Below are 21,326 nucleotides of genomic sequence, written 5' to 3'. Positions count from 1 at the left end.
AAGGCTATACAGGTCATTTTTAAAAGTAAATGTATTTTAAAGAAGATCTGTTATAAAATAAATGAGATATTACAACAGGTTCTAAGAATCTTTGAAGGAGAACAGCATGAACCACGAGGTCATGAATCTTTTCAATCCTCAAGCGCCAGCGCAGACATTTGACTCTATTCGTATTTCTATTGCGAGTCCTGAGAAAATTTTGTCCTGGTCGTATGGTGAGATTAAGAAGCCTGAGACTATTAATTATCGGACTTTTAAACCAGAACGTGATGGTCTTTTTTGTGCACGTATATTTGGCCCTATTAAGGACTATGAATGTCTATGTGGCAAATATAAACGCATGAAGTATAAGGGCATTATTTGTGAAAAATGTGGTGTAGAGGTTACTCTTTCGCGCGTACGTCGTGAGCGTATGGGGCATATTGAACTTGCGGCACCCGTTGCGCATATATGGTTTCTTAAATCATTACCAGGCCGTATTTCTACACTTTTAGATTTAACTTTAAAAGATATTGAACGGGTTCTTTATTTTGAGAATTATATTGTAACCGAACCAGGGTTAACATCTCTTAAGCTCCATCAGCTTCTTTCTGAAGAAGAATATATGCTTGCTATTGATGAATTTGGAGAAGATCAGTTTACAGCTATGATTGGCGCTGAAGCTATTTACGAGCTTTTAGCTAGTATGGAGTTAGATAAAATCGCTAATGATTTGCGTCTTGAATTAGCTGAAACAACTTCAGAGTTAAAGCAGAAAAAATTGATTAAACGACTTAAAATCGTTGAAAATTTTCTTGAATCTGGAAATAAGCCAGAGTGGATGATTATGAAAACAATTCCGGTTATTCCACCGGATTTGCGTCCATTGGTTCCGCTTGATGGTGGGCGTTTTGCGACATCAGATCTGAATGATCTTTATCGGCGTGTTATTAATCGTAATAACCGCTTGAAGCGGCTGATTGAATTGCGAGCTCCTGGAATTATCGTACGCAATGAAAAGCGTATGGTACAAGAAGCTGTTGATGCATTGTTTGATAATGGACGGCGTGGGCGTGTGATTACTGGAGCCAATAAACGTCCTCTTAAGTCTTTATCAGATATGTTGAAGGGCAAGCAAGGGCGTTTTCGTCAGAACTTACTTGGGAAGCGTGTTGATTACTCGGGGCGTTCTGTTATCGTGACGGGTCCTGAATTAAAATTGCATCAATGTGGTCTTCCCAAAAAAATGGCTCTTGAATTATTTAAGCCTTTTATTTATGCGCGGCTTGATGCAAAAGGCTATTCATCAACGGTAAAGCAGGCAAAGAAGCTTGTTGAAAAAGAACATCCAGAAGTTTGGGATATCTTGGATGAGGTTATTCGTGAACACCCTGTTTTGCTCAATCGTGCACCAACATTGCACCGTTTGGGAATTCAAGCTTTTGAGCCTATCTTGATTGAGGGAAAAGCTATACAGCTACATCCATTGGTGTGTACTGCTTTTAATGCGGATTTTGATGGTGATCAGATGGCGGTTCATGTTCCGCTTTCTCTTGAAGCACAACTTGAAGCCCGTGTTTTGATGATGTCCACCAATAATATTCTTCATCCGGCCAATGGTGCTCCCATTATTGTTCCCTCACAGGATATGGTTCTTGGTCTTTATTATCTTTCAATTGTTTCTGAAAAAGAACCAGGTGAAGGAATGGCCTTTTCTGATATAGGTGAGCTTCATTATGCCTTGGAAAATAAGGTTATAACGCTTCATACGAAGATTAAAGGCCGTGTTAAGAATATGGGGAAGGATGGAAAAGAAGTCTCTAAACTTTATGATACGACACCTGGTCGTTTGATTATCGGTGAGCTTTTGCCAAAAAGTGCGGATATCTCATTTGATATTGTCAATCAAGAGATGACAAAAAAGAACATTTCTAAAATGATTGATCATGTTTATCGGCACTGTGGACAAAAAGAGACGGTTATTTTTTGTGACCGTATTATGCAGCTTGGCTTTTCTTATGCTTGTCGTGCAGGAATTTCATTCGGTAAGGACGATATGGTTATTCCTGATAGTAAGTCGCGTTTAGTCGCAGAAACAGAAGCTTTGGCTAAGGAGTACGAACAGCAATATAATGATGGTTTGATTACACAAGGTGAAAAATACAATAAGGTTGTAGATGCTTGGGGTAAATGTACAGATCGCGTCGCAGATGAAATGATGAAACGTATTCAAGCTGTGGATTTTGATCCTAAAACAGGTCGTCAACGGCCGATGAATTCTATCTATATGATGTCGCACTCTGGTGCTCGTGGTTCTGCTAACCAGATGAGACAATTGGCCGGTATGCGTGGATTAATGGCAAAACCATCGGGTGAAATTATTGAAACACCCATTATTTCAAATTTTAAAGAAGGTCTAACTGTTAATGAATACTTCAATTCCACGCATGGTGCACGTAAAGGACTTGCTGATACTGCGTTAAAGACGGCGAACTCTGGTTATTTAACACGGCGTCTTGTTGATGTTGCACAGGATGCTATTATTTCAGCAGTTGATTGTGGTACCGCAAAAGGGCTTACCATGCAGCCGATTGTTGATGCAGGACAAATTGTTGCCTCCCTTGGGCAAAGAATTCTTGGTCGTACAGCGCTTGTTGATATTCTACATCCTGTCTCTGGAGAGGTTATCCTTGAAGGTGGAGCAATGATTGAGGAAGCTGATGTCGCGAAGATTGAAGCAGCTGGGATTCAATCTGTTCAAATTCGTTCTGCATTAACATGTGAAACACGTCTTGGTGTTTGTGCAAAATGCTATGGTCGTGATTTGGCGCGTGGAACACCTGTTAATCAGGGAGAAGCGGTTGGTGTTATTGCTGCTCAATCCATTGGTGAGCCGGGAACACAGCTTACTATGCGTACTTTTCACTTAGGAGGAACTGCACAGGTTGTTGATTCATCGTATTTAGAGGCATCTTATGAAGGTAAGGTGGAGATTCGTAATCGTAATGTAGTTCGTAACTCTGAAGGCCATTTGGTTGTTATGGGGCGTAATATGGCTATCCTTATCAAGGATGAGTTAGGAAAAGAGCGCGTTGTACATCGTGTTAGCTATGGTGCTCATATTTTTGTTGATGATGGTGATGTGGTTAAACGTGGCCAACGTATAGCAGAATGGGATCCTTATACACGTCCAATTTTAACGGAAGTTGAAGGCTATGTGGGTTTTGAAGATATGATTGATGGTTTATCTGTCACTGAAACAGCTGATGAATCTACGGGTATTACGAAGCGTTTGGTGATTGATTGGCGCGCTAATCCACGTGGTGCGGATCTTAAACCAGCTATTATTATTCACACGGATAAAGAAGGTGAATCCATTGCTAAATTGTATAAGGGAGGTGAAGCCCGTTATATGATGTCAGTGGAAACTATTCTTTCTGTTGAGCTTGGTGCTCATGTTAAGGCTGGTGATGTTATTGCTCGTTTGCCAATGGAAAGTGCCAAGACGAAAGATATTACGGGTGGTCTTCCTCGTGTGGCTGAGCTTTTTGAAGCGCGTCGTCCAAAGGATCATGCGATTATTGCTGAAGTTAGTGGTACAATTCGATTTGGCCGTGGTTATAAGAATAAACGTCGTATCATTATTGAACCAAATGATGAAACTCTTGAGGCAGTAGAATACTTGATTCCAAAAGGTAAGTTGTTCCACTTCCAAGAAGGCGATCAAATTGAAAAGGGAGATTATATCCTTGATGGTAATCCAGCACCTCATGACATCTTGGCGATTAAGGGGGTTGAAGCTTTGGCATCTTATCTTGTTAATGAGATTCAGGAGGTTTATCGTCTGCAGGGAGTTCTTATTAATGATAAGCACATTGAAGTGATTGTTCGTCAAATGTTGCAAAAAGTTGAAATTACTGAATCTGGAGATTCTGGTTATATTCCAGGTGATAATGTTGATCGTATTGAACTTGATGAAATCAATGATAATTTGATTGCAGAAGGGAAGAAACCTGCATCTGGTAATCCCATTCTTCTTGGAATTACAAAAGCTTCTCTTCAAACACCTTCTTTCATTTCGGCGGCATCGTTTCAGGAAACAACACGTGTTCTTACTGAAGCAGCAGTTTCTGGTAAAATTGATACTTTGCAAGGACTTAAAGAGAACGTTATTGTCGGTCGTCTTATTCCAGCAGGTACGGGTGGTACAATTTCTCAAATCCGTCGTATTGCTGCAGTTCGTGATGATTTGATTGTAGATGAGCAGCGTAAGTCTAGTAATAACGAAGTGGCTAAGGCTATGTTGACAAATATGACAACCGGGGCCGTTGCTGAATAATTTAAATACAACATCACATAATATAAAAACGTCTGAATAGAAAGTTTAGACGTTTTTTTATTTCGAAATGCAGAAGTTGTATATTTTCTTGAAAAATATCAAAAATTATAAGGCGATAGTTATTTTAAACATCTTTAGTAGCTTATTATTTTGTAATGATGCTTATCTTTTTTGTTACTTTATTTTAAAGTTTCTTAATTTCTAAAAGCAGTATAGAATTTTTCCAAAATATGTGAAACTCAAAAATCATATTCAAGGAAAAGAGTTGATTATCTACAAATCAAATAAGATTGATTTTGAACTTTAGGAAAATTTTTGATTGATATCTTCTATAAAAATTTAAAAGGACTTATGATGAAAGATCAAGAGTCTTTTCTATAATCTAAAAAATAATTGATTCTCTACTATACAATGTTTGTGAATGTATTTTCTTCTAAATTAGAATGCAGAAAAGTAGAGATTAAGGTGCTCACTAAGTTTTATAAAAAATAGACATATTTCTTATAACAATGTGATCTATGCAGACAGAATAATAAAATGTACGAATATTATTCAATTGGAAAATTAACACGTGAGTTTTCAATAATAGCTCGAACTTTGCTATGAAGAAGAGGGACTTCTTATCCCTTTTCGGTGTGGAAGTACACGGCTTTATACATAAACGGATCGTCATAAGTTAAAACAAATCCTGTATGCTAACAGAGTAAAATTTTCGTTGTCTGAAATATCTGATATGTTGACAATGGTTGGAAAACCACCTGATGATGAGAAAAAGCTTAAGAAATTAATTGCAGGAATTCATAAAAAACAAACTGATTTAAAGCAGATGCAGCATGATGTTGATGATCTTCTACAGGATTTAGAACGAATTGAAGAGAGTTTTTTTTGAGAGCTTAGCGGAGTTGGGGGGTAGTCATTGATTATAAATTTATTTTGTCTTCTTTTAGACTAATTTCTTTCTCTTAAAAGAGATAGATTATACCGTCTCTAAGGGGAATATTTACCACTGCGTGAAATGTGTAAGTCATTTAAAGAAATAGAGTGTTTGAAAAAGCTGCAAAGGTATTTTCGCAGTATATTATTCTTGATAAGAAAAAACTATTTTTCATAAAGAAAGTAAAAACAATGACAGTTTCTCCTATGAGTGTTTTTCAATCTATATTGTCACGAAAGTCAATTCGCGCTTTTACTGATCAGCCAGTTAGTTTGGAAACAATCAAAGAAATCTTAAAACTTGCAGCACGTGCACCATCTGGAACAAATATTCAGCCATGGCAAGTAATTGTGCTTACAGGAAGTGTATTACAGAAAGTAGGGCAAGAGCTTTCACAACTTGTGCTTTCAGGTGTAAAAGGAGAGCGTGAATATAGTTATTATCCACGTCAGTGGCGTGAGCCCTATATTTCAAGGCGTCGAAAAGTTGGTTTGGATCTTTATCAGAGTCTTGGAATTCAAAAAGGTGATGAAGAAAAAATACTTCATCAAAAGGCGCGAAATTTTTTATTTTTTGATGCACCTGTAGGACTCTTATTTACAATGGATCACGACATGGAAATGGGGAGTTGGCTTGATTTGGGTATGTTTATGCAGACCATTATGTTAGCTGCACGTGGATTTGGATTAGATACCTGTCCTCAAGCTGCTTTTGCTGATTATCATAAACAGATTCGTACGCTTTTATCTATTCCTTCTGATCGCCATATTATCTGTGGTATGGCACTTGGTTATCGCGATATGAGTGCTCCAGAAAACAATTTTGAGACAGAACGAGAATCGTTAGAAAAATTTGTACGTTTCATTGAAACATACCCATAAAATATTTTATACAATTAAGCATATGTTTTGAAGAACTTAGTGCATTATGAAAAATATTTCCGATAAGATTTCTCATCCTTATTGAATTTTAATATTGCATATTAACACTTATTTTACTACGTTTGGAACATTGGGAGTGGTGACTCTAGGGGCATTGTCCGTTTTAAAGGTTGGCTAATGGAAAACACTATAGAAAGAAAGTGTTGGGTGGTAGCAAGACGAGCGACATTCGTGTTTATTGTTGTCATTTTTTTAGTTTATCTCGCAATTTGATTTTAAACGGAAGAAACGTTATGAAAAAGCATATATGCTCAAGCTGTACTATAGTTTAAGGTGATACGTGTTTCTATCTGTTTTTGAACTTTTTAAAATTGGGATTGGTCCTTCTAGCTCACATACGATGGGACCAATGACTGCTGCTAATATGTTTTTGCAAAAGATAGGAGATTTTTCTCAGTCGTCTGATGTTCAAGTTTCTCGTATACGTGTTTATCTTTATGGTTCTTTAGCTTTCACGGGTATTGGTCATGCAACAGATAGAGCTATCATATTAGGACTTTTTGGAGAAAAAGCTTCTACTGTTGATCCTGATAGCATGAGGTTTTTGTTAGAAAAAGTTATACGTGAAAAAAAAGTGCAACCAGAAGGTCATCCCGCTTATCAGTTTGATGTGCAACGTGATCTTATTTTTGAACGAAAGCAAATCCTCCCTGGACATACAAATGGACTAGCCTTTGAAGGACTTGATACTGATGGGAATGTTCTGTTGCGGCAGATTTATTATTCTATCGGTGGTGGCTTTGTTGTGACTGAGGATGAATTAAGCCATATGAATGATAATATACAACCAGAAGCATTTGAGGTACCATATCCATTCGATTCTGCTTGTACAATGTTATCAATGGCAGAAAAATCAGGGCTTTCAATTGCTGAAATGAAGCGCTTAAATGAAGAAACAAAGATAGAGCGTTCTTCTCTTGATGTAGGGCTTGATGAAATTTTTTCAGCGATGACAAATTGCATTGATAGAGGTCTTTCACAAGAAGGTGAGTTGCCTGGTGGATTGCGTGTTTTAAGGCGCGCTAAAAAGCTGCATGAAACGCTTTTGGAAAAACAAAAGAAAAATTACAATTATCCACTTTGGGCAAATGATTGGCTTTCGGTATATGCTATAGCAGTCAATGAGGAAAATGCAGCAGGTGGTCGTGTTGTTACAGCACCAACAAATGGAGCAGCCGGTGTCGTCCCAGCCGTTTTGCGTTATTATCTTCAGTTTAATGATGATTCAGATCGAGAGGGAATACATAATTTTCTATTAACGGCAGCAGCTATAGGTGGTGTTATTAAACATAATGCCTCTATTTCTGGTGCAGAAGTTGGGTGTCAAGGTGAAGTTGGAACGGCATCTTCAATGGCCGCAGCAGGGTTGACCGCAGCGTTAGGTGGAACACCAGCTCAAATTGAAAATGCGGCAGAAATTGCGCTTGAACATCACTTGGGAATGACATGTGATCCTGTTGCAGGTCTTGTACAAGTGCCTTGTATTGAGCGTAATGCAATGGGAGCTGTTAAGGCGGTAACGGCTTCTTCTCTTGCATTATATGGTAATGGAGATCATTTTGTTTCTCTTGATGCTTGTATAGAAACAATGCGCCAGACTGGTCATGATATGAGTGAACGCTATAAAGAGACAAGTAAAGGTGGTCTTGCAGTCAATGCGATATCTTGTTAAGAGCTGGAACATTTTTCAATCCATAACTGGACTTTTTGGAGAGAGATCGTATTTCCTAATAAAGCTTATGTTTTTTGTTCCTTATAAATCAAAATTCCACTTTAATGCAGCAGTAGTTTGAAATAAATCTGAGATGATTCAGTGTTTTCTTAACGAATAATAGGTGTTGCATGCAAGCTTGGAGGGGAGAGTGTTGTACATCTGTTTGATTTGTCTCTAAAGTGGGGAAAAAGTGTAATTTGGAAAAAATAAGAAAGCGTAAAGTAAAATTAGTGATCAATCTGCCATTATTTTTAGCTGGGTTTTATGGCTTTAAAAAGTTTCCATAGCCATATATCTTTTAAGTAATGGAAGATTATGCCTGAGTATCCAAGGAAAATTTGTTTTAAGTCTGAATAATTATGATGAAGAAAGTAGAATTTTAAAGGTTTTAATTTTTTAAAAGTGAAGTTTTTTTCTACCTAGTATGATAAAAAATGCCTTGAAAAAAACACTAATTTACAATAATTAAGAGATATATTGGAAATATCTTTTTTATTTATAAATTTTGTACCGACAAAAAAATTAAAATAAATAATAACGTATACATTAAGAAATATTTATAAAAATTCTCATGAGAATAGAATGCACACGATAGAACATTATCGTGTTACGCGTTCGTGAGTTCGTTTTAAAAAAATATCTCTCAGGTGCCCCCAAGCTCATTTCGCGATGGCACCTGTGAATGATATAACGGTAAATCCATTGAGCTGTCTCCATCTTTATGCTTAATAAAAAGAAGTACGCTGGCATGGTTACACACTTTGCCAGAACCCCCCTCTGTACAGGGGGACTAAAGCACTTGGCATTTGAAACGGTTCATTATAGGCATTTTTAGTCTTTTTGGTACAGTTTCACGCTACACACTAATCTCGCTCATAACATGCAAGAGACGGTTTTGATTGATTCAACATAAACAGATTTTAAATGAGAGAATCTTACGATATTCGAGATTCTCATCTAACATACAAAATAATTAATTATCTTTATAAATCAGTATCTTGCATATGAATAATATAATGTAAGTTTTCCATGAATGGTATAAAATCTATAGAGTATTAGCATCTTTATTTATAAAGGGAGAAAACCAGCAATATCATCCTTTTTTTCAACGTTCAATATTACAAAAGATCCTAGTACTTGAAATGATTCATAAGGGATACTTTGATTCCTTTTGTAAATGGTTTATATGTCAATTTTGCTCGTGATGAGCAAGCGAGCGATTTTGACTGATTCAATATAAGAAGTAAAATAAGAGTATTTTACGAAAATCTCTTGTTCAATATGCAAAAAATAAATTATAATTATAAATTAAAATCTTATGGGAATCGTTATCATAATATTTAATCTGATAATTTATTTACGTTTTTTCATCGATAGTATTTGTATTTTCCAATTTTCTGTGCCTGTTGACATAAATACAAGTAAGAGAAGTGAGATTGTTTTTTTTTACAGCGTTTATGTTGTATAGGGAGCGTTATTAAGAGGGATTTTCTTTATTGAACTTTTACAATAATCCCACCAAATGATAAGCTTTCATCTAATGAAGCTATTCATTTTTTCCAGAAAGATATCAAGGATAATTTTTTATATTAAATCCAAAAGTGGAAAAATATTGGGTATTTTTATGTCCTTAACAATGTTTTATTGAAAGCTTGGAGATATTGGATAGTTGGAAAAGCTGTCAGAAAATTCAACAATTTAAGAAAAAAGTATGTTTATCAAAAGGTTTTCTAAGGTTGTAGATAATGGTTAATAATAAAATAATTTTTTAGAGAGGGTCTGTAGAATTAAATATTTGTTGCTCCTAAACGGATTTTAATAGGCACATTACCAGTTTGGCTCGCAACGCGTAAATGAATGCGTACAGGAGGCATTATGAGACGACGGTTGCGCATTGTTTGGCAAATGAGAAGGTTAACAAGAGACTGTGTATCTAATGCAGTAGAATTATATTTTAAACCAGTAAGTTTTGCGGCAGCATCGTGAAGAGGACGCAATAAAAGGAGGGATGATTGCTTCAATAAAATTTCTTTTTTATGGAATGAAGCAAAAGCATTATCTGTCATAATACTATCCTTAACGCAGAATTCAAAAATTTTTAGTAGGCTACAGTATAGCAGTTAAAATTTGCTTTCTTTAATGTAGAGCAAGCGTCAAATGCAGCTTTTTTTGATTGAAACCCTGTAAAGCGCGCTCGGTAATAACGCCGCCCATTTTTTTCAAACAGTTGCATGTGTGAAGATGCGTGCTTTAAAGTAGAAAAAGCTATATTTTTTGCTTTTAAAAGTAGAGTTTTTGCTTGTTCTTCACTAGGAAGAGAACCAATTTGGATAGCCCATCCGGCATTTTCGGACAAAGAGACTGTTACAATTTTATGAGTCTCAGCCGGTATAGTTTTTTGAGGATTCGGTATTGGTATAATTACCTTATTGACAGCCGTTATTGCGATATTGGAGTTTTTAGGTTGTTCTGCAAATGCTGTCAACATAGTCGAAATTTCATCGTCAAAATTACTTGAATCAGCTTTAATGGTCGGTATAGGAGTATTGGCCCCAGTGGGTAAGTGATAGCGTACAGAAGCTATTAAACGTTCACCACTTTTCATTTGGCTTGCTTTGGGCAAATATTGATTCAATAAGCTAGCCATATGCTCGTCACGTGCAGTAGATGATTTACCTCCCATAACAACAGCGACAATAGAGCGCCCCTCAAGACGCATCGAAGTTGCTAAATTAGAACCTGACATTTGTGTGTAGCCTGTTTTAATTCCATCGACACCTTTCATTATTTTAACAAGTTTATTGTGGCTGTTAATTTTATGTCCACGGAAATTAAAACTTTTTGTTTTGAACAATTTATATTGTTTGGGAAAATGTTTACGTAAAGCTAATGACAAAGTCGCTATATCTCGTGCTGTAGAATAATTGTGCACATCCGGAAGTCCTGAAGCATTTGCAAAATGTGTATGTTTCATGCCAAGTTTACGAGCTTTTACTGTCATCATTTGAGCGAATTTTTTTTCACTACCTCCAAGATATTCTGCAATGGCAGCAGCAACATCATTTGCGGATCTTGTAATGAGTGCTTTAGCTGCTGATTCTGCAGAAATTGTTTGGCCTGCTTTAAATCCAATTTTTGTCGGTGGACGCATTGCTGCATAATGTGAAACAGGAATTGGTGTATTTGGTGTCACACGACGCATCTGCATAGCTTCAAAGAGTAAGTACAATGTCATCATTTTTGTTAAAGAAGCAGGATAACGTTTCAGTGTTGCATTGGCTTGAAATAAAGTTTTTCCCGTAGTAGCATCTATAACAATAGCCGCATACTTATCAGGATAGGCGCCTTGAGGTGTGGCGGATGCCCAACAGTAAGAAAAAGCTAACATAACAAAAGAAATTGCTATTGTTTTACAGTAGCGCATAATTTTTTGATAATTAATATACACTTGCAGTATCCTATTTCTCCATTTATCCTAAAAAACTTCTATAAAGCTTCCTTTTCTGTAATTTATTGATGCAGTTTAGACGAATGGTATTACTAATTTGTTTACAGAAGTTATTTTATGAGTGAGTGATTGAAGTCTAACCATAGAGGGAAATTTTTTTCTAATACAAACAGGTATTGCAATAGTTATGAAAGAATTTAAAATTAATAAAAATGTGCTGCATGGAAAACGATAATGGGACAGATGCTCATAATAAACTCTATAGCTCATATTATGCATAATGAAAAGGGCAAGAATTGGGATGAAGGTAGGCATGGTGCGGTTATAATGCCTAAGGCTAGAGAAAAACTCGAAAAACCTAAATTATGTCGAGTTTTTTTGCTTAATGATGATTACACACCTATGGATTTTGTTGTTTTCGTTTTGAAGAACTTTTTTAAAAAAAGTTTCGAAGAGGCAACGCGGATAATGTTAAATGTTCATCACAATGGGATAGGAGAATGTGGGACTTACACTTATGAAGTCGCTGAAATGAAAATATTACAAGTGAGGGAATGTGCGCGTCAAAATGAACATCCGTTACAATGTGTAATGGAATGGAAGTGAGGAGCTATGCCATCTTTTACACCTAGTCTTGAAGAGGTTTTGCATCGTGCATTAACAATTGCTACTCAAGCACGGCATGAATATGCAACACTAGAGCATCTTCTACTTGCGCTGTTAGATGATGCCGATGCAAATTCCGTTATTCAGGCTTGCCAAGTAGATGTGGAGGAATTGCGAGAGCGCTTAACCAATTATCTTCGCTCAGAGTTAGATGAACAGATTAGAGCTGATGAGGATACAAAGCCTACAGCTTTTTTCCAGCGTGTTATCCAACGTGCGGTGATTCATGCACAATCAGCTGGAAAAGATGAAGTATCGGGGGCAAATGTTCTTGTTGCAATTTTTTCTGAACGTGAAAGCCATGCAGCATATTTTCTTCAAGAGATGGGAATGACACGCTACGATGCTGTACGTTTTATTTCACAGGGTGTCACGCGTGATGATGGGTTATCCATGTTACTTGAAGGACTTGAAGAGCAATTAGATCAGCAGATTTCGGATAATGGTGAAAGAGGAACAAGTGCTTTAACGAATTATTGTGTTGATCTCAATTGTAAAGCACGTAATGGAAAAATTGATTTATTAATTGGCCGTGAAATAGAAATTTCACGCATGATACAGATTTTATGTCGAAGGTCAAAAAACAATCCGCTTTTGGTTGGTGATCCTGGAGTAGGGAAAACAGCTATAATTGAGGGGTTGGCAAAGCGTATTGTTGATGGGCAAGTGCCTGAAGTTTTATCAAATGCAACAATATTTTCTCTTGATATGGGGGGACTTGTTGCAGGTACACGTTATCGCGGTGATTTTGAAGAACGCTTAAAACAAGTTATTAAAGAGTTTGAGCTGTATCCAGATGCTATTTTATTTATTGATGAAATTCATACCTTAATTGGAGCAGGAGCGACATTAGGGGGAAATATGGATGCAGCAAATCTTTTGAAACCTGTGTTATCTTCTGGAACTATGCGATGTATTGGTTCGACGACTTACAGAGAATATCGCAAATTCTTTGAACAAGATCGTGCTTTAGAGCGTCGTTTTCAGAAGATTGATATTAATGAACCTTCTGTTACAGATGCGATTAAGATTTTGCAGGGGATGAAGCCTTACTTTGAAGATTTTCATCAGATTAAATACACAGATCAGGCGATGAAGGCATCTGTAGAATTATCTTCACGTTATATAATTGACCGTAGGTTACCTGACAAAGCAATTGATATTATTGATGAAAGTGGCGCAGCGCAAAAGCTTTTGCCACAAAAACAACGCAAGAAGAGTATAGGTGTTAAAGAAATTGAAGCGACTGTTGCTACAATTGCAAGAATTCCATCAAAAACAGTTTCCCGGAATGATCAGAAGATACTGAGTAAGCTTGAAAGAGAACTCAAACATGTTGTTTATGGTCAAGATCAGGCAATTTCCGTCTTAGTTTCATCCATAAAATTGGCGCGAGCAGGTTTACGCGAACCGGATAAACCAATAGGAAGTTATTTATTTTCAGGACCAACAGGTGTAGGAAAAACTGAAGTTGCAAAACAGCTTGCATCATCTTTAGGCATTGAATTATTGCGTTTTGATATGTCAGAATATATGGAACGGCATACGGTAGCACGTTTAATCGGAGCACCTCCAGGTTATATAGGGTTTGATCAAGGAGGTCTCCTTACAGATGCCGTTGATCAGAAACCTCACGCAGTTCTATTGCTAGATGAGATTGAGAAAGCGCATCCAGAGTTATTTAATATTTTATTGCAGGTAATGGATTATGGTAGATTAACAGACCATAATGGTAAGAAAATTGATTTCCGCAATGTTATTTTGATTATGACAACCAATGCTGGTGCTTCAGATATGGCAAAATCAGCTATTGGATTTGGGAAAGTACATCGTGATGGTGAGGATATAGAAGCAATCAATCGGTTATTTACACCAGAATTTCGTAATCGGTTAGATGCAATTATTCCGTTTGCACCTTTATCTCATTTAATCATCAATCAGATAGTGCAAAAATTTATTTTTCAGCTTGAAGCACAATTAGCTGATCGGGGAATTTGTTTTGAATTAAGCCCTTCTGCAACTTTATGGCTTTCTAATAAAGGATATGATTCTCAGATGGGAGCACGCCCATTAGGGCGTGTTATACAAGAATATATTAAAAAGCCATTAGCTGATGAAATTTTATTTGGAAAGTTACGCAATGGTGGTACCGTTCGCGTATTGACACAAAAATCAAATGGTAAAAAAGAAAGCTTACAGTTAGAAATTTCATCTTCCGATATATCTGTAAGTTCAAAGAAAAGTAAAATGGAAAACTTTACAAAAAAACGTGTAGGAAAAAAAAGCACAACAACTTAAGAGTGTGTTATAAAGCTGCACGAATTTTTTTTGCATTCTCTTCAAGTATTTCTGGAGGCGTTACCATATCATTATGAGGGGTAAGCTCTATTCCCTCCATACGTGGTATAATATGAAAATGAAGGTGATAGACGGTTTGTTGACTAGCTGCTTCATTAAATTGCATGACAGTTATGCCATCTGCTTGAAAGGCTTTTTTGACAGCATTTGCAATTTTTTGAACAGCTTTAATAACAGGAAATAATGTTTCAGGATCTGCATCAAGTAAGTTTCTAGAGCCTTTTTTAGGAATGACCAGCGTATGACCTGGTGCCTGTGGCATGATATCCATAAATCCAATAACATCATCATCTTCGTAGACCCGAACAGAAGGGATTTCATTGCGAATCAATTTAGCAAAAATATTGTTATTGTCATAAGCTTGTTTCATACAAATATTTCCTTTTATCGTAAGTTTAAGATTCTAATTTAAAAACGAAAAAATGCAAGGTTTATCAGAGTGTAAGACAAAGAAGTATTTTGACTTCAGTTATATTTAGGATAATGCACTGTCTTAATGAAGGTTTAGATTTCTATGATGGCTTCAACTTCTACAGGAACATCCATAGGAAGAGAGGCAACACCAATAGCAGAACGGGCGTGTTTTCCAATTTCACCAAGGATATTGACGAATAAATTAGAAGCTCCATTGGCAACAAAAGGAATATCGGTAAAATGAGAATCTACAGCCACAAAAACAGTAATTTTGACCACACGTTTTATTTTATTTAAGTCACCCAGAGTTGCCTTGAGTTGCGCGAGAATATTGAGAGCGCAAGCTTCAGATGCTTTTTGGGCTTGTTCGGTATTCACAGTTGCACCAACTTTACCGATGGCTATTGGTTTTCCATTAATAAGAGGGAGTTGTCCAGAAATAAAGAGTTGATTGCCACTTTGTGAAGTGGTGATGTAATTGGCAAGGGGGGAGATTACTTCAGGAAGAGTGATTCCGAATTTTTCTAAGTTTTTTTCAATCATATTGGTCATAATTTTAACTCCATAGCTGCTCTATAATATATTCATTGCATAATCTATTTTTTGATTTAAGAAAATGTGTGGTTAATTGAGAAATTAACCTTTTTTGCCTTATTGTATGATGTTATGCAACGGGGATAAAGTTCGGAAGTTGGGAATGATTAGATCATTATTTATAATAATTTTATATATTGTTTTTTTATGTACTGCGAGAGCTGAAGAGCCCATTTTTATTGTGCCTCATCGAGCAATTTATGATTTTCATCTCGATAGTGTTTCTCATGAAATGACAATTTCTGCGATGTCAGGACGAATGGTTTACGAGCTTACTGGTTCGGCATGCCAGGGCTATAGCACACGTTTTCGTTTTATTAGCCGTGTTCACATTGAAGATATGCCAGTACGTTTGACGGATCAACAGACGACGAGTTATGAAACAGGAGACAGCCGTACATTTCGTTTTAATATTACAGATCAAGAGGGAGAAGAGGTTGTGCATCGTGCCGAGGGGGTTGCGGAGCGTACGCAAGATGGTATCACAGTTACCTTAAAAAAGCCAAAGGAAAAAGAGTATAAGCTTGCAATGGCTGAATTTCCAATGATGCAACTAAAAAATATTATCCGCCATGCAAAAGCAGGAGATCATTTTTACAATGTTACTGTATTTGATGGGACAAATAAAGCAGATAAAGTTATAAAAGAAAGTATCGTCATAGGGGAAAAGAAGACGCTTTTATCTGATAGCGAAACGGAAAAAGTAAGAAAATTGGATGAAGAAGAATATTGGCCTGTTACAATTTCTTATTTTGATGATGGAGAAAATAAAGATGGTTTGCCGGTTTATCGTAGCAGTTTTCTCTTACATGAGAATGGTGTCATGCGTGATCTTCATATAGATTATGGAACTTTTTCAGTGCGTGCAAAATTGAACAGTCTCGAATTCTTGGAACTTGGAAAAGATCTTAATCAATGTGAAAATGCAAATATTAAATGATTAAAGAAAATAACTTGAAAAAGAATCAAATATTAGTATGTTTGCGCTATTCCACACGCGGAGTCTGGGTGTTTGCAAATGATCTGTGAGAAACTTCTAGCAAGCATCCGCCGGTAGCAGGTCTTCCTGCTTTTTCCGCGGAGGTTGAACCGGAAAGGATAAGATTTATGGCACTACCCGATTTTACTATGCACCAGCTTTTAGAAGCCGGTGTGCATTTTGGTCACCAGACTCATCGCTGGAATCCCAAAATGACTCCCTATATTTATGGCCAGCGTAATAATATCCATATTATTGACCTTGCTCAGACCGTTCCACTTTTACACCAAGCACTTAAACTTGTTTCAGATACTGTAGCGCGTGGTGGTCGTATTCTCTTTGTTGGTACGAAACGGCAAGCATCTGACATTATCGCAGATGCGGCGAATCGTTCCGCTCAGTATTACGTTAATGCACGTTGGCTTGGCGGCATGCTCACAAACTGGAAAACGATTTCCAATTCGATCCATCGTTTGCGGAAGCTTGACAAAATTCTTGCTGCTGAAGCGCAAGGCTTTACTAAAAAGGAACGTTTAAATCTTGAACGTGATCGTGAAAAGCTTAATCGTGCGCTTGGTGGTATTAAAGATATGGGTTCTGTTCCAGATCTTATCTTTGTTATCGATACGAATAAAGAAAATATTGCACTCCAAGAAGCAAAGCGTTTAGGTATTCCAGTGATTGCTATTATTGATACCAATTGTGATCCCGATGACGTAACACATCCAATACCAGGTAATGACGATGCTTCACGTGCAATTTCTCTTTATTGCGATCTTTTTGCCCGTGCTGCTCTTGATGGTATTGCACGCCAGCAAGGAGCAATGGGTATCGATTTAGGAGCTCAAGTTGATGCACCTGTGGAGCCTATTTTGGAAGAAAATGCAGTTTCAGAAGTTTCTGAATAATATAAAATGCCTAATTAAGGTACTTTTATTGTCTAAAGAAGAAGTTATAGGCGTGCAGAGGGATTTTGCACGCTTTCACTGTTATAAAATAAAGAGGCAAATATGAGCATTACTGCTGCACAAGTAAAAGAACTTCGAGAACTATCTGGCGCTGGTATGATGGACTGTAAAGCCGCCCTAGCAGAGACCAATGGTGATATGGAAGCTGCTGTTGATTGGCTTCGTAAAAAAGGAATAGCTAAAGCAGATAAAAAGGCTGGTCGTACAGCAGCTGAGGGATTAATCGGAGTCGTATCAAAAGATTCACATGCAGTTTTGGTTGAGATTAATTCTGAAACAGATTTTGTTGCGCGCAATGATGGATTCCAAGACATCGTGCGTAAAGTAGCAACTGCTGCCTTAGATACGCTAGGGGATGTTGAATCTGTTTCTGTTTCTCTTTATCCAGGTTCTGAGAAGACTGTAGAGCTTACGATTAAAGATGCAATTGGTACAATTGGCGAAAATATGACATTTCGTCGTTCCGCTAAATTGTCTGTTGAGAATGGTGTTGTTGCGACTTATATACACAATAGTGTGGCTGATGGGCTTGGAAAACTTGGTGTTTTGGTTGCGATTGAAACAACAGGAAATAAAGAGGCTGCTCTTGCTTTTGGTCGGCAGGTCGCGATGCATATTGCGGCAACCAATCCATTAGCACTTACAGCACAAGATGTTGATGCTGCTGCTGTTGAGCGAGAAAAAGAAATTTTTTCAGATCAAGCACGTCAGTCTGGAAAACCTGAAAATATCATTGAAAAAATGGTAGAAGGACGTATGCGTAAGTTTTTTGAAGAGGTTGTTTTGCTTTCTCAAGCTTTTGTTATGAATCCTGATATAACTGTTGAGGCCGCTTTAAAGGATGCTGAGAAATCAATTGGTGCTCCAGCAAAAATTACAGGCTTTATTCGTTTTGCATTAGGTGAAGGTGTGGAAAAAGAGGAGTCTGATTTTGCTGCAGAGGTTGCTGCTGCTGTAAAAGGCTAGTTATTGCAAACTCTTGATCAGAGATTTAAAGGCATATCATTGGTTGTAGAATCTCTGAGGGGAATAATGTAATTGTTGAGAGGGCGTCACGTGAAAAAAGTGGTGCCCTTCGTGATGTCAAAAGCAAAAAGTAAATGGGCTTTTGGGGAGATTATTAATGGCATTAGCACTTCCGTATAAACGTATTCTTTTAAAGGCTTCTGGTGAAGCTCTTATGGGAGGGCAGAATTTTGGCATTGATGTTTCTGTTGTAGACCGTATTGCCGCTGATATTGCAGAAGTGCGCACAATGGGGATAGAAGTTGCGGTTGTGATAGGTGGGGGAAATATTTTTCGTGGCGTTGCTGTTGCTTCGCATGGTGGGGACCGAGTGACAGGTGATCATATGGGAATGCTTGCAACTGCTATTAACTCTTTAGCATTGCGAACATCTTTGACAAAATTAGGGGTTGAAACTGTTGTACTCTCTGCGATTGCTATGCCACAAATTTGTGAAAGTTTCTCGCAACGTAAAGCAATAGCTTATATGAATCAGGGAAAAGTTGTTATTTTTGCAGGTGGTACAGGAAATCCATTTTTTACCACTGATTCTGCTGCTACTTTACGTGCAGCAGAAATTGGTGCAGATGTCCTTCTTAAAGGAACACAAGTTGATGGTATTTATTCAGCAGATCCAAAAATAGACCCTACGGCTAAGCGTTTTGACCAATTAACACATGTTGAAGTTTTGCAATGGGGATTATCTGTTATGGATTCAACGGCGGTCACTTTAGCACGTGAGAACAATGTACCGATTATTGTGTACTCCATTCATGAAAAAGGCGGTTTGGCTAAGGTCTTGAATGGAACAGGACGCTTTACAATAGTATCGGAATAAGGGTAAGCTTCAAAGGACAATTGAAGGAGACAGAAATATGAATGTTACATCGATTATGGATGATCTGAAACGTCGCATGGATGGTGCCATTACGGCTTTTAAACATGAATTAGGTGGTTTACGGACTGGACGTGCATCGGCTAGTTTATTAGAGCCGTTGACCGTTGAATCTTATGGTTCTGTTGTGCATATAAATCAGGTTGCTAATATTTCTGTTCCTGAACCTCGGATGCTTTCTGTTTCTGTATGGGATAAAACGATGGTCGGAGCTGTAGAGCGCGCTATTCGCGATTCTGGTCTTGGTTTAAATCCCATAACTGATGGTACGAATCTACGTATTCCTTTGCCTGAGTTGAATGAAGAGCGCCGTAAAGAACTTGTAAAAATTGCGCATCACTATGCAGAGCAAGCGCGTGTTGCTACACGTCATGTTCGTCGGGATGGTCTGGACAATTTGAAAAAGTTAGAAAAAGATGGTGAAATTGGACAAGATGAAGCCCATAGTTTGTCTGAAAAAGTTCAAAAACTCACGGATGAAACTATTGCTGATATTGATAAAATTTTAGCCGTAAAAGAATCTGAAATTATGCACGTTTAAGACGATTTTGTCACTAGAAAAAGGATATTTACTCCCAGCCTGTAAATTGTTTCTAGGGATAATTGTGGGGAGTGGTGTGCTCTGTGGTAGCAAGGTGTGATGCAGGAAGGTGTTCTATCATTTTGATATGGGAGAGACTGATTTGAAAGGGCAGATGTTTTAATTTTTTAGTCTGCGTGATAAATCATGCCCTTTGCTGGGAGACACTATTTAACAGCATGGTGCGGGTTTTTAGTTGAGCACGTCTTTGTTAAAATGCATAATGAAAGCATTATTAGAAATTATTCAAATATTCTAAGATGAAGGTTGAGGAAAGAATATAATGCAAAAAAACAAGTCTAACCTTTCTCTTATTTCTCATTATAAAACATGTGAGTATAATTGATCAAGCAGATGTTATGTGGCGTAATTCATTTTTTAATGACGAATAGTTGATAGAAAAGTGTTTTTATACGAAACCTATATTAGTTAATTTGTATGGGGCAGAGGTAACTGCTTTTTCATTTTATATTGAGAAAATATTAAAAAAATATTTTATAATTTTGACGGAGATTTTTGAAGCTGTTTTCATTGATTATTAGTTTCATAAGCGCTATCTTAGTAGACTGAATTATTTATGATAAATTATAAGAGAAATTATACAGGTATGAGATAAAAATACTGCGTAGGGGAATTTTTCTTGCGTTAATTTTAGAGCTTGTATTTTCTATTTTTATTGTTTGGATGTTGTTTTGTCTAATTTGGTTTATCGTATTCTGACAGCTTTTGTTTTTGGCATTATTGCGTTGTATCTAACATGGTTGGGAGGAAACTTCTTTTTTTTATTTGTATGGTGTATTGGCGGTTTTGTTCTTTATGAGTGGATGAGTATTACTAAAGAGAAATGGTGTATTTTACAAAAAATATTAGCAAGTATCTTTTATTTAATCTTTGGCTTTTTTTTAGTATTGAGTGTATCTGCTTCATTGATTTTTTGTGTTTTAATCGTTTTAGCTACAGTGTTAGCTATTATATCTATAAAAAAGAGTGGTTGGGTTTTTTGTGGTTTTTTATATGCATCTTTTCCTGTTGTTGCTTTATGCTTTCTACGGGATCATGAAATGTTGGGGTTCCAAGTTGTTATTTTCTTATTTACGATAGTGTGGGGAACAGATATTGGTGGTTATTTTATCGGACGTGCATTAGGGGGCCCTAAATTAGCACCACAATTTTCTCCTAATAAAACATGGTCAGGAGCACTTGGTGGTACATTTGTCGGAGTTTTCGGTGGTATATGGGTTGCTTTTGGATTTTTTGATATAAATTTAGCCAGTTTTTTTGTGCCACTCCTTACACTTGTTTTGTCAATTGTTTCACAATTGAGTGATTTAGGGCAATCATGGCTCAAAAGACGGTTTTCTGTTAAAGATTCTAGTTCTTTATTGCCTGGACATGGTGGTTTTATGGATCGTATAGATGGATTGGTAGGGGCAGCTTTTCTTCTTTATTTAATTGGTTCATTTATGTCTGATATGGATGCGCCTTTTAATCTTTTTAGTATGATCTAATTGG

16 protein-coding genes are annotated in these 21,326 nt (G+C 37.0%); 12 read left to right on the top strand and 4 right to left on the bottom strand.

The window, feature by feature from the left end; translation table 11 throughout:
- The first annotated feature begins 106 nt into the window (after positions 1-106).
- The 4 genes from rpoC to ACFINX_RS05850 all read left to right on the top strand — a co-directional run bounded on the left by rpoC (position 107) and on the right by ACFINX_RS05850 (position 7,865).
- A complete protein-coding gene (gene rpoC, locus ACFINX_RS05865; protein ID WP_375613463.1) occupies positions 107-4,318 on the top strand; it encodes a DNA-directed RNA polymerase subunit beta' in 4,212 nt (1,403 codons plus the stop codon).
- Positions 4,319-5,033: 715 nt separating this feature from the next.
- A complete protein-coding gene (locus ACFINX_RS05860; RefSeq protein WP_375612115.1) occupies positions 5,034-5,207 on the top strand; it encodes a hypothetical protein in 174 nt (57 codons plus the stop codon).
- A gap of 236 nt (positions 5,208-5,443) precedes the next feature.
- Positions 5,444-6,133, top strand: a complete 690-nt coding sequence (locus ACFINX_RS05855) for a nitroreductase (protein WP_375612167.1) — start codon at positions 5,444-5,446, stop codon at positions 6,131-6,133.
- 340 nt (positions 6,134-6,473) lie between these two features.
- A complete protein-coding gene (locus ACFINX_RS05850; protein WP_375668466.1) occupies positions 6,474-7,865 on the top strand; it encodes an L-serine ammonia-lyase in 1,392 nt (463 codons plus the stop codon).
- A 1,829-nt stretch (positions 7,866-9,694) separates the two neighbouring features.
- Here the strand turns inward: ACFINX_RS05850 and ACFINX_RS05845 are convergent.
- Positions 9,695-9,973, bottom strand: coding sequence for a hypothetical protein (locus ACFINX_RS05845; RefSeq protein ID WP_375668465.1), 279 nt, complete (start codon positions 9,971-9,973; stop codon positions 9,695-9,697).
- A gap of 32 nt (positions 9,974-10,005) precedes the next feature.
- Positions 10,006-11,355 carry a D-alanyl-D-alanine carboxypeptidase gene (locus tag ACFINX_RS05840; protein ID WP_375629618.1) on the bottom strand — a complete coding sequence of 450 codons (1,350 nt, stop codon included), beginning with the start codon at positions 11,353-11,355 and terminating at the stop codon, positions 10,006-10,008.
- A 234-nt stretch (positions 11,356-11,589) separates the two neighbouring features.
- Between ACFINX_RS05840 and clpS the strand changes: the two genes are divergently transcribed.
- Together clpS and clpA are read left to right on the top strand one after the other, a co-directional pair.
- On the top strand, positions 11,590-11,961 hold the full coding sequence (gene clpS / locus ACFINX_RS05835) for an ATP-dependent Clp protease adapter ClpS (protein ID WP_375612119.1): 372 nt from the start codon (positions 11,590-11,592) through the stop codon (positions 11,959-11,961).
- 6 nt (positions 11,962-11,967) lie between these two features.
- On the top strand, positions 11,968-14,319 hold the full coding sequence (clpA, locus tag ACFINX_RS05830) for an ATP-dependent Clp protease ATP-binding subunit ClpA (RefSeq protein ID WP_375613468.1): 2,352 nt from the start codon (positions 11,968-11,970) through the stop codon (positions 14,317-14,319).
- Positions 14,320-14,326: 7 nt separating this feature from the next.
- On the opposite strand, the gene ACFINX_RS05825 is transcribed toward clpA, so the two are convergent.
- Together ACFINX_RS05825 and ACFINX_RS05820 are read right to left on the bottom strand one after the other, a co-directional pair.
- Positions 14,327-14,749, bottom strand: coding sequence for an HIT family protein (locus tag ACFINX_RS05825; RefSeq protein WP_375607220.1), 423 nt, complete (start codon positions 14,747-14,749; stop codon positions 14,327-14,329).
- 134 nt (positions 14,750-14,883) lie between these two features.
- Positions 14,884-15,345 (bottom strand): RidA family protein, encoded by a 462-nt coding sequence (locus ACFINX_RS05820; RefSeq protein WP_375607219.1) that lies wholly within the window; start codon positions 15,343-15,345, stop codon positions 14,884-14,886.
- 145 nt (positions 15,346-15,490) lie between these two features.
- Here ACFINX_RS05820 and ACFINX_RS05815 point away from each other — a divergent pair, with 145 nt between their 5' ends.
- The 6 genes from ACFINX_RS05815 to ACFINX_RS05790 all read left to right on the top strand — a co-directional run bounded on the left by ACFINX_RS05815 (position 15,491) and on the right by ACFINX_RS05790 (position 21,322).
- Positions 15,491-16,327, top strand: a complete 837-nt coding sequence (locus ACFINX_RS05815; RefSeq protein WP_375620783.1) for a cell envelope integrity EipB family protein — start codon at positions 15,491-15,493, stop codon at positions 16,325-16,327.
- 167 nt (positions 16,328-16,494) lie between these two features.
- Positions 16,495-17,274 carry a 30S ribosomal protein S2 gene (rpsB, locus tag ACFINX_RS05810; RefSeq protein WP_273788135.1) on the top strand — a complete coding sequence of 260 codons (780 nt, stop codon included), beginning with the start codon at positions 16,495-16,497 and terminating at the stop codon, positions 17,272-17,274.
- Between the two features lie 102 nt (positions 17,275-17,376).
- Positions 17,377-18,300 carry a translation elongation factor Ts gene (tsf, locus tag ACFINX_RS05805; protein ID WP_375612122.1) on the top strand — a complete coding sequence of 308 codons (924 nt, stop codon included), beginning with the start codon at positions 17,377-17,379 and terminating at the stop codon, positions 18,298-18,300.
- Positions 18,301-18,457: 157 nt separating this feature from the next.
- Entirely contained in the window at positions 18,458-19,177 is a 720-nt protein-coding gene (gene pyrH / locus ACFINX_RS05800) for a UMP kinase (RefSeq protein ID WP_273790666.1), read from the top strand.
- Between the two features lie 37 nt (positions 19,178-19,214).
- Positions 19,215-19,775: a ribosome recycling factor gene (gene frr / locus ACFINX_RS05795; RefSeq protein WP_273790667.1), complete on the top strand. Its 561-nt coding sequence runs from the start codon at positions 19,215-19,217 to the stop codon at positions 19,773-19,775.
- Between the two features lie 731 nt (positions 19,776-20,506).
- On the top strand, positions 20,507-21,322 hold the full coding sequence (locus ACFINX_RS05790; protein WP_375613469.1) for a phosphatidate cytidylyltransferase: 816 nt from the start codon (positions 20,507-20,509) through the stop codon (positions 21,320-21,322).
- The last annotated feature ends 4 nt before the right edge of the window (positions 21,323-21,326 follow it).

The organism is Bartonella sp. AP36NXGY (genome assembly GCF_042195865.1).
GTDB lineage: Bacteria > Pseudomonadota > Alphaproteobacteria > Rhizobiales > Rhizobiaceae > Bartonella.
The sequence above is the reverse complement of the archived record's forward strand: the minus strand, read 5'-3'. Positions and strand labels throughout refer to the sequence as shown.

Coding starts and splice junctions, on each gene's coding strand:
- rpoC (WP_375613463.1), top strand. CDS start 107: ATGAACCACGAGGTCATGAATCTTTTCAATCCTCAAGCGCCAGCGCAG.
- ACFINX_RS05855 (WP_375612167.1), top strand. CDS start 5,444: ATGACAGTTTCTCCTATGAGTGTTTTTCAATCTATATTGTCACGAAAG.
- ACFINX_RS05845 (WP_375668465.1), bottom strand. CDS start 9,973: ATGACAGATAATGCTTTTGCTTCATTCCATAAAAAAGAAATTTTATTG.
- clpS (WP_375612119.1), top strand. CDS start 11,590: ATGGGACAGATGCTCATAATAAACTCTATAGCTCATATTATGCATAAT.
- clpA (WP_375613468.1), top strand. CDS start 11,968: ATGCCATCTTTTACACCTAGTCTTGAAGAGGTTTTGCATCGTGCATTA.
- ACFINX_RS05825 (WP_375607220.1), bottom strand. CDS start 14,749: ATGAAACAAGCTTATGACAATAACAATATTTTTGCTAAATTGATTCGC.
- ACFINX_RS05820 (WP_375607219.1), bottom strand. CDS start 15,345: ATGACCAATATGATTGAAAAAAACTTAGAAAAATTCGGAATCACTCTT.
- ACFINX_RS05815 (WP_375620783.1), top strand. CDS start 15,491: ATGATTAGATCATTATTTATAATAATTTTATATATTGTTTTTTTATGT.
- rpsB (WP_273788135.1), top strand. CDS start 16,495: ATGGCACTACCCGATTTTACTATGCACCAGCTTTTAGAAGCCGGTGTG.
- tsf (WP_375612122.1), top strand. CDS start 17,377: ATGAGCATTACTGCTGCACAAGTAAAAGAACTTCGAGAACTATCTGGC.
- pyrH (WP_273790666.1), top strand. CDS start 18,458: ATGGCATTAGCACTTCCGTATAAACGTATTCTTTTAAAGGCTTCTGGT.
- frr (WP_273790667.1), top strand. CDS start 19,215: ATGAATGTTACATCGATTATGGATGATCTGAAACGTCGCATGGATGGT.